Genomic DNA, 6,818 nt, shown 5'->3' on the forward strand with positions numbered 1-6,818 from the left:
CCCTCGCCCGGCGCCGCAGGCGTGGGGCTTGACGGGGCGGGTCAGTCCAGGAGCTCGACGTAGCCGTCGGTTCCGTGCACGCGGATCCGCTGCCCGTCCCGGATCAGGCGGGTGGCCCGGGCGACGCCCACGACAGCCGGCAGGCCGTACTCCCGGGCGATCACCGCGCCGTGGGTCATGAGCCCGCCCACCTCCGTCACCATGCCCGCGATCGCGACGAACAGCGGCGACCAGCTGGGGTCCGTGAAGACCGTGACCAGGATGTCGTCGGCCTCGAGGTCGGCGTCGGCCATGTCGAGGATGACGCGGGCCCGTCCCTCGACGGTCCCGGCGGAAACGGGCAGTCCGGCGAGGGCGCCCGCCGGTACGTCGTCGCGCCGGTACGACCCGGTGAGGGCCTCGCCGTCCGACGTGAGAACACGGGGCGGGGTGAGCGCCTGGTACGAGCGGAAGGCGTCCTGGCGCTGCTGGATGAGCCGGTCGTCCACCCGGTGCGAACGTACGGCCTCGCGCAGCTCCTGGAACGTGAGGTGGAAGGCGTCCTCCTTCTCGGCGAGCACGCCGGCCCGCACGAGCCGCTCGGCCTCCCGCATCAGGGCCTGCTTGTAGACGAAGGAGCGGCTGACGATGCCGTACTTCGGGTACTCCCGGTACCCGATGAAGGTCCTGACCCGGTCGATCATCCGCTTGGTCTCGTCCGCCTTCCGGTCCCCGTCCGGCAGTGCCCGCAATCGCGACAGCACCTCCTGCTCCTTCTCCCGCGCCGTACGCAGCCCCTGCTCGAAGCGCCGTTCGGCGGCGCCCGGCCGGAAGTTCCCGACGTTGTCGAGGATCACGGGTACGAGCGTGGCGGGGCGCTCGCGCCACCGCGGCCGCGTGATGTCGATCTCGCCGACGCAGCGCATGCCGTACCGGCCGAGGAAGTCCTCGATGGCGTCGCGTGCTCCGGGCCCGCCCGGGAGCTTCGGCAGCTCGTCCAGGAAACCGTCGTCCTCGACGCCCTGCAGGAACGCCACCACCTCCGGCCACGGGCGGATCACGTCCGCGACGTCGAGCAGCGCCAGTCCCATCTCCGACGTGACGTTGCCGGGGGCGGACAGCGTCAGCGTGTCGGCCGCGTTCTTCTCGCCCAGCCACGCCCGCAGGTTGTCGTTGAGCCACCAGGTGGCCTCCATCCCCGCCATGACGGCCTGGAGGCTCTGCGGATCACCGAGGAGTCGCTTGTGCTCCTGGAAGGCGTCCGACAGGAAGTCGAACAACTCCGGTCCGGTCTTCGTCCGGATGTCCCGCTCCAGGTCGGCGAGGGACTGCCGGCTGCGCTCGACCAGCTCGGTGACGACGGCCGGATCGGTCTCGAGGGGGGCGGGCGCACGGCCGGCCGGCGGCCCGCCGGGAGCCGCGTCGGCGGGCCCGGGCAGCGACGGGAGGAAGCCGTCGCGGTCGAGGACGGTCTCCAGCGCGTCCCTGACCAGGGGATCGCCCCGCCCGATCATGTCCAGGAGGCCGGCGCGGCTCGCGGGCGAGGCCAGTTGCCCGGTGACGTCGACGAACAGCCGGCCGCCGGCCTCGTGCATCGGCGCCATGGCCGTCAGCTGCCACACGGAGAGCCCCAGGGGCTTCAGGGGGTCGGTCATCATCTGCTGGTGACCGACCGAGACGTAGACGCGGTTCTCGTGGTCGCCGGGGACGGGGTCGGGGACGGGGACGGGGAAGAGCGTCGTGATCGGCCGGCTCTGGACGATGTGGAAGTCGCCGTCGGCCAGGCACCATTCGATGTCCTGCGGCCGCCCGAAGTGCGCTTCGATCCGCCGCCCGAGCCGGACGAGCCGCACGGCCTGCGCGTCCGTCAGCGTCGGCTGCTCCTGCCGCTGCGCGTCGATCGCCACCTCCCGCGTACCGCCCGCAGGCAGGGCGCGGACGGCACGCTCCTTGGCGACGATCGCCTTGGCCACGACTCGGCCGTCCCGCACCGTGAAGACGTCCGGGTTCACCAGGCCGGACACCAGGGCCTCGCCGAGACCGAAGCCCGCCTCCACGGAGGCGGCCTTCCGGTCACCCGTGACGGGGTCGGCCGTGAACAGGACACCGGCCGCCTGCGGTAGGACCATCCGCTGTACGACCACGGCCATGTGGACCGTACGGTGGTCGATGCCGTTGCTCTGGCGGTACGTCACGGCCCGCTCGGTGAACAGCGAGGCCCAGCACCGGCTGATGTGCCGGAGGACGGCCGTCGGGCCCACGATGTTCAGGTACGTGTCCTGCTGGCCGGCGAAGGAAGCGGACGGCATGTCCTCCGCCGTCGCGCTGGACCGCACGGCGTAGGCGGCCCGCTCGCCGAACCGGGCGAGTCCTTCGGTGATCCGCGCCGCGATACCGTCCGGGACGGGGATCCCCTCGATGGCCCGGCGGACCTCCCCGCTGAGCGTGCGGATGGCTTCCCGGTCGCCCGGGTGCACGCGCCGCAACCGGTCGATCCCGTCCTCGATGGCCGGTGCTCCCGCCAGGATCCGCCGGAACGCGTCCGTCGTCACGCAGAAACCCTCCGGGACGCGGACGCCCTCGATCCGCGACAGCTCGCCCAGGTGCGCGGCCTTGCCGCCGATGACGGCGACCTGCGCCGCGTCGGCTTCTCGGAGATCCAGCACGTACTGTTCGGTCATCGCGATGCCTCCGGGGAGCCCGGCCGCTCCGCGCCGAGGGGCCTGACCGCCCCGCTTGCCCTGGACGTCGACAACGACAGCAATCGCACTTCGTGGGCCCCATTCTTCGCGATTCGTGGCTTGGGCCGACGATTCTCTGCTGGGACGGGGGCCTTGCGGCAAGCCCCCCAGTGCGCTATAGCTTGGTAGTGGCAGGGAGAGCGTTCTCCCTGCCTTTTGCTTTTCCGCTCCGGGACCGTCGGCTGCCGGCACCCCGAACGCCGGCCGGCGTTCGGGGTGGCCGCCCTCGCCGACGCCCGGTTCCGGACCGAGCGCTCCCCGCACTGCCCGCGCTGGTTCTGACCGGACGGTCAGATCTGGCCGGGGTCCAGGTGTCCCTGCGGAGCGAGGTGCCCGGCAGCGGGCCCTTCACTCGGACGGGGCGGTTGCGTGGGACAGCGCCACGCCGCCGATGATCAGGGCGAGGGCGAGGAGGCGGCCCGGGGTGACCGGGTCCTTGTGGACCACGACGCCCAGGGTGATGGCGCCGGCCGCGCCGATCCCGGTGAAGACGGCGTAGGCCGTGCCGACCGGCAAGCCTTTCATCGCCAGGGCAAGGAGGTATACGGCGACGGCGGCGAGGGCGAAGCAGAGCAGGGTGGGCAGCGGGCGGGTGAACCCGGCCGTCGGTTTGATGCTCTGCGACCAGGCGACCTCCACCAGCCCGGCGGCGACGAGGAGGAGCCAGCTCACAGGGACGCTCCTGTCCTGCGGGCGGCCTCCGGCGCGGCCGCGCGGGACGCGTCGTGGGCCCCGCGCCGGCCGGCGAGGGCGGGATCGGTGAGGGAGTCGACCAGTTCGGTGCCGGGGAAGGTCATGTCCTCCTCCGGTAAGGCGAAGTATCCGGCGGAGAAGTCGCGCAGGTAGCGCTCCTGTTGGTCGTACGGGTGGCGCGGGGTGCCCGGGCCGTACGCGCCGCCGCGGGCGTACGCCACGGCGAACCGCCGTCCGGCCAGGGACGTGCGCGGGAAGGTGACCTGGCCGCTCCAGGCCTTCAGGGACGCCGGGACCGAGTAGTCGTACATCGGTGTGGCGATCAGCACGGCGTCACCGGCCTCCCGGCTGAAGGACTGGCGGCGGGCGCTGGCGTCGAGGTGCAGCAGCGTGGTCATGACGGGACCCCCTCGGTATCGGCCGGAACATTAACCGGACACAGCGTCCAGTTATACCGGACGAGAGGCTCAACCGGACGCAGCGTCCACTTATTCCGGTAGGATGAGGCGTCATGGAGACGAGGGAACGCGCGGACGCCGCCCGCAACCGGGCCAAGGTGCTCTCCGCCGCCGCCGAGCTGTTCGCCGCCGGTGATCCGCGGTCGGTCACGATGGAGGACATCGCCCGGGTGGCCGGCATCGGCCGCGGCACGCTCTACCGCCGCTACCCGGACGTCACGTCCATCGCGGCGGCCCTCCTCGACGAGCACGAACGCCGCCTGCAGGAAGAGCTGTTGCGCGGGGCCCCGCCACTGGGCCCCGGCGCGCCGCCGCTCGAACGGCTCACCGCCTTCTACGCCGCCATGGTCGACCTGCTGGACACCCACGGCCACCTGGTCCTTGGCGCCGAGACCGGCGAGAAGCGCTTCACCGTCGGGGCGTACGGCTTCTGGCGCAGCCACGTCCTCGTCCTGCTGCGCGAGTCCGGCATCCCCGACCCGGAGGCCCTGGTGGACGGCCTCCTCGCGCCACTGGCACCGGAGGTCTTCCTCCAGCAGCGCGCCCAGGGCGTGACACCGGACCGGATCAAGGCGGCGCTGGGGCGGCTGGCGAGCGGGCTGCGAGCCGACTGAACGGGACCCGGGCCCCCTCCCCCGGCCACCGCGGGCTGCAGGCCGGAGTCGCACCGGACCCGGGCCTCGGCGTCACCCGCGGGGGCGCGGCACGGTGGTGGGAGTGGCCGGGGCATCGCGAGCGCCGGCCGACGGGCACGACGGCTGCCTGAAAGGGCGGGACCTGGTGGCCGCGGCCGGCTGTCCTTCACTTCCCCCGGCCACCGGGCTGCGGCGGACCGCCGTCTCCTCACGAACACGAACGGTGCCTGCCCGCCCGCTGTTTCCGCGGGCGGGCAGGCACCATGGAGGCACCCCTGTCAGGGCGAAACGGCGGTGATCTGCCAGGCGACCATTCCCGTGGCTCCGGAAGCCGCGGTGATGTCGATCGGCAGCTCTTGCGGAGGGTCCTGAACGGGCCGGCTCGCCCTGACCCCGTCACACGGGACGGGTTGCGGGTGACCCTTTTCGCCGATCGTCAGCTCCACCGTTCCAGTGCCGACACAGGCTACGGAGACCTTGTACGACTTGCCCTTGGTGAGGGTGGAGCGGGCGTGCACGCCCTCCGGAACCCTCTCCAGACCGGATTCCACGAACTCCGGGGAATCGGGCGCGACCTTCTCCAGCAGGCCCTTGGCGCGGACGCCCTGGGCTTCCTCGCTCGCCGATGACGAGGCGGTCTCCCCGCTGCAGCCGGCCGCCAGGAAGGACGTGAGAGCGAGGGCCACGACCGCGGTCAGCGGCCCACGCCGAGCTCTCAAGAGCTCGTCTCCCAGTAGTTCCACCCGACCTCCGAGGTCGGCAGCTTCGCGGTGCCGCTCTTGAGGAGCTTCTTGCCGCACCCGTCCGCGCTGGTCTCGTACTTGGCCCACTTCACGGAGTACCCCCAGGAGCCGTACTGCAGGTGACCGTACTTGCCGTTGCTCACGTTCCTGCGGAACTCGTGGCCCACGGTGATCCCGGTCTCGGTTCCGATCTTCGCGCTGATCGAGACCTTGGCCTTCGCGACGATGCCGCTGACCTCGACCTCACCACCGGCGCTGACCTCCCGCTGGACCTTCCCCGACCTCTCCACCCTGACCACCATGGTGCCGCCCGGGCCGTCCTTGAAGGACGTCCCCCCGAACTTGGCCGGCATGTGGACCCCGGTCTTCGAGGGGATCTCGAACCACGTGCGGCGAGGGTTGTCACACCGCTGCGCCCCCGACTCCGAGTTGGTGGACGTCTCCGGCAGCTGCGCCAGCGAGTCGTCCTCGGGAGCGGCCGCCTCAACGGCCTCCACCGCGGACGGCACGGACGCCGGCCCGTCGCCGCCTGCCGCCTGCGCCGGGGACGCCAGCCCGCCGAGCAGGGCCAAGGCGAAGACCGGACCGACGGTCCCACGCACGGTAAAACGCATAATTCCCCCATGACATAGTGTTTATGAGTCACCGTCAGGTCAACGAGGCGACCCCTGCGAAGGAGACCGTAGCCGCGCTCGCGGAGGAACGGGGGGACCCGGGCGTTGTTCTGAGGAAGAATTGAGGATCACCGCTTCGTGCCCGATCGCGGCCCCCCGGGAGCCCTCGGAGCGGGCACGCGGGGGGGGCGCCGACTCGGGCCGGGGGCTACAGCAGGGCGATCGAGCTCGCCCGGTCGTTCAGCGCGTCCCCGACGTACTGCTGGTACTCCTGGTGGAAACCGGAGGTGTTTCCCGCCGGGCCCGTCGTGCAGGACGGCCGTGACGCACGAGCGGGCGCGTCGTTGGGATGATACGACCGCATACCCGCCCCAGAACGGTGCCGTGATGACCTCCTCCGCCCTGACCAGCTTCTATCCCGTGCTCTGCACCGAGCGGCTCGGCGAGTCCGTGGCGTTCTACACCTCGCTGTTCGGATTCGAGACGACCTACACCAGCGACTGGTACGTCAGCCTGCGGCGGCCCGAACCGCCGCACTACGAGCTCGCCCTGGTCTCCGCGGGGCACCAGACCGTGCCGGAGGCCTTCCGCCGGCCGGCGCGGGGGCTGCTCCTCAACTTCGAGGTGGCCGACGTGGACGCCGAGTACGCGCGCCTCGTCAGCGGGGCCGGGCTTCGCCCCGAACTCTCTCTGCGCAGCGAGGCGTTCGGCCAGAGGCACTTCATCGTGGCCGCCCCCGACGGCGTCCTGATCGACGTCATCACGCCCATCGCCCCCACGGCCGCCTACGCCGACGCCTACCAGGACGGTTCCGGGGCCGGGGTCTGACGGGTGCGGGGGGGGGGGGGGGGGGGGGGGGGGAGAAGGCTGCGGCCCGCCCCTCCGGGCAGGGGAGGGGGGGTGTTGCTCCCCCCGGGCAGGGCGGGAGGGGAAGCGGGGAGGAGAAGGCGGGGCG

General features: G+C 72.1%; 8 protein-coding genes. 2 read left to right on the plus strand and 6 right to left on the minus strand.

The features are described from left to right. Positions 1 to 41 precede the first annotated feature (41 nt). The 3 genes from rph to ACZ7IF_RS31360 form a co-directional block, all read right to left on the minus strand. Positions 42 to 2,660, minus strand: a complete 2,619-nt coding sequence (gene rph, locus ACZ7IF_RS31350; RefSeq protein ID WP_470978258.1) for a rifamycin-inactivating phosphotransferase — start codon at positions 2,658 to 2,660, stop codon at positions 42 to 44. A gap of 408 nt (positions 2,661 to 3,068) precedes the next feature. After that, positions 3,069 to 3,392, minus strand: coding sequence for a DMT family transporter (locus ACZ7IF_RS31355; protein ID WP_470978261.1), 324 nt, complete (start codon positions 3,390 to 3,392; stop codon positions 3,069 to 3,071). Next, positions 3,389 to 3,811: an NAD(P)H-dependent oxidoreductase gene (locus ACZ7IF_RS31360; RefSeq protein ID WP_470978264.1), complete on the minus strand. Its 423-nt coding sequence runs from the start codon at positions 3,809 to 3,811 to the stop codon at positions 3,389 to 3,391. Before ACZ7IF_RS31360 ends, ACZ7IF_RS31355 begins: the two co-directional genes overlap by 4 nt. A gap of 113 nt (positions 3,812 to 3,924) precedes the next feature. On the opposite strand from ACZ7IF_RS31360, the gene ACZ7IF_RS31365 reads away from it, so the two are divergent. Further along, positions 3,925 to 4,485 carry a TetR/AcrR family transcriptional regulator gene (locus ACZ7IF_RS31365; RefSeq protein WP_470978267.1) on the plus strand — a complete coding sequence of 187 codons (561 nt, stop codon included), beginning with the start codon at positions 3,925 to 3,927 and terminating at the stop codon, positions 4,483 to 4,485. Between the two features lie 299 nt (positions 4,486 to 4,784). Here ACZ7IF_RS31365 and ACZ7IF_RS31370 read toward each other — a convergent pair whose 3' ends face one another. The 3 genes from ACZ7IF_RS31370 to ACZ7IF_RS31380 form a co-directional block, all read right to left on the minus strand. Further along, a complete protein-coding gene (locus tag ACZ7IF_RS31370; RefSeq protein ID WP_470978270.1) occupies positions 4,785 to 5,225 on the minus strand; it encodes a hypothetical protein in 441 nt (146 codons plus the stop codon). Then, entirely contained in the window at positions 5,222 to 5,851 is a 630-nt protein-coding gene (locus tag ACZ7IF_RS31375) for a hypothetical protein (protein ID WP_470978273.1), read from the minus strand. The genes ACZ7IF_RS31370 and ACZ7IF_RS31375 overlap by 4 nt, the downstream gene beginning before the upstream one ends. A 220-nt stretch (positions 5,852 to 6,071) precedes the next feature. Further along, entirely contained in the window at positions 6,072 to 6,227 is a 156-nt protein-coding gene (locus ACZ7IF_RS31380) for a hypothetical protein (protein ID WP_470978276.1), read from the minus strand. Positions 6,228 to 6,250: 23 nt separating this feature from the next. Between ACZ7IF_RS31380 and ACZ7IF_RS31385 the strand changes: the two genes are divergently transcribed. Beyond that, entirely contained in the window at positions 6,251 to 6,691 is a 441-nt protein-coding gene (locus ACZ7IF_RS31385) for a VOC family protein (RefSeq protein ID WP_470978279.1), read from the plus strand. Positions 6,692 to 6,818: the final 127 nt, after the last annotated feature.

This window comes from Streptomyces sp. NPDC037421, from assembly GCF_055602105.1.

Excerpts from the sequence above, each read along its gene's own strand:
- rph (WP_470978258.1), bottom strand. The coding sequence starts at position 2,660 with ATGACCGAACAGTACGTGCTGGATCTCCGAGAAGCCGACGCGGCGCAG.
- ACZ7IF_RS31360 (WP_470978264.1), bottom strand. The coding sequence starts at position 3,811 with ATGACCACGCTGCTGCACCTCGACGCCAGCGCCCGCCGCCAGTCCTTC.
- ACZ7IF_RS31365 (WP_470978267.1), top strand. The coding sequence starts at position 3,925 with ATGGAGACGAGGGAACGCGCGGACGCCGCCCGCAACCGGGCCAAGGTG.
- ACZ7IF_RS31380 (WP_470978276.1), bottom strand. The coding sequence starts at position 6,227 with ATGCGGTCGTATCATCCCAACGACGCGCCCGCTCGTGCGTCACGGCCG.
- ACZ7IF_RS31385 (WP_470978279.1), top strand. The coding sequence starts at position 6,251 with ATGACCTCCTCCGCCCTGACCAGCTTCTATCCCGTGCTCTGCACCGAG.